The organism is Pseudomonas sp. P5_A12 (assembly GCF_056400685.1).
The window spans coordinates 1-1,459 of sequence record NZ_JBFUKU010000557.1 but is presented as its reverse complement, the minus strand read 5'-3'; the positions used below and the strand labels follow the sequence as shown (position 1 = coordinate 1,459).

Genomic DNA, 1,459 nt, shown 5'->3' with positions numbered 1-1,459 from the left:
CTCCTGAACGATTAAGGTCGTGTTCAATGAGCCCATTGAGTTCACTTTATTCAACAAACACCGAAACGCCGACGAAATTTCGGATGCCGTCTTACAAAAGAAGACTCCATCTGAGCCCGCGCTATCTAATGGCTTTACAACAACTGCCGAAAAACCACTAGCCTCAAACCAACTTATTGCAGTGCCGGCGGCGTCTGTTTGAAGACTTTCTATATATTCAATACCCGCACACTTCAAAGCGGACTGCATAAGATACTTATTTCTGCGACATTCAGACTTTTCAATAACATTACCCTGTAAGCCAAGTGCATGAATCAGCTTATCCGCCAGCAGCACCCCTGACTCACAACCTGCAACGATAAACTCAACTCCCAGTCGCTCCAATTCCAATGCAGTTTGCTCAACACTGTTCGAAATTATGTTCACAATGAAAATTTCAGGCCTGAAGCTTCCGCGATCGAACTCCAGAATAGGATCCATTGACTGAACATGGACAATCTTATATCCATATTTTTCAAATTCCGCCGAGAGCAAACTACCTGTAGAATAAGCATCAACTATCGCAGCTAATTTTCGCATAACCGACATCCCTCATATTCCTGATGATCTGAATGACAGATATAATGACTATTGAAAAACAACAAAAAACCGTTATTAACGATGGTGGATAGGGATGTTGTAGCCATTGAAATAAAAGCACGAACAGTGGCGTGCTCGACAACAAAATTTCTAAAAGCACCGGCTCCAGATATCTAATACCTTCTTGGAGCAAATACACTGCCGGTATTATCCCGAGCCCGGAGATTATCAACGCCACTTCAACAATTTCACTATTCAGGGCAAATGTACCCTTAACCAACGAGCAAACAAACGCAATTGCAATAAGCAGGTAAAACCTAGAAGAAAGGATAGTTAGTGTATTCGCACCTTTATCGTACATCGACTTATTGGTAACGGTAAGCGCAGCATCCGAAAATGCTGCAAACACCGAAATGCAAAGGCCTAGAGCCATAACGAAAGGCGCTATCCCTGAACCCACACGAAAGCCATCGTAGAACAATAGAAGCGTTATCAATAGCGAAAGCAGACAGACTACCATGTCGCCGCGATCGCTTTTAGAGTCGGGTCGATATATTTTGTTAATGCAGAAAGTAAACGTCGGGGCCAATGAAGTTGCTACACCTATCACCATTGCTGGAGGCAGCAGTGAAATAGCCAAGAAAATCCCTCCCCAACTACCAGCAGTCCAGAAGTTCAGATACAGCAAATGGCGGATCTCCAGCCTTGCCTTTGCAATTTTGAAACGCGCGACCATCATAAAAAACGTTGCTGTCAGCAACATCGATAGTGATGTCATCAGAAACACATCATGATTCATAAACGTAGATGAACGATAGACATCCTGCCATCCAGTAAGAATATTGTGACTCAGAATCACCACGCACCCATAGATCAACCC

At 43.6% G+C, this 1,459-nt stretch carries 1 protein-coding gene and 1 pseudogene; both read right to left on the bottom strand.

Annotated elements, in window-relative coordinates:
* Positions 1-579: pseudogene (locus AC1DSG_RS31070) on the bottom strand (hypothetical protein); the annotation flags it as partial.
* Positions 554-1,459 (bottom strand): hypothetical protein (locus tag AC1DSG_RS31065; protein WP_477794280.1); only part of this gene is annotated, 906 nt, incomplete at its 5' end. The pseudogene AC1DSG_RS31070 and the gene AC1DSG_RS31065, both read right to left, overlap by 26 nt.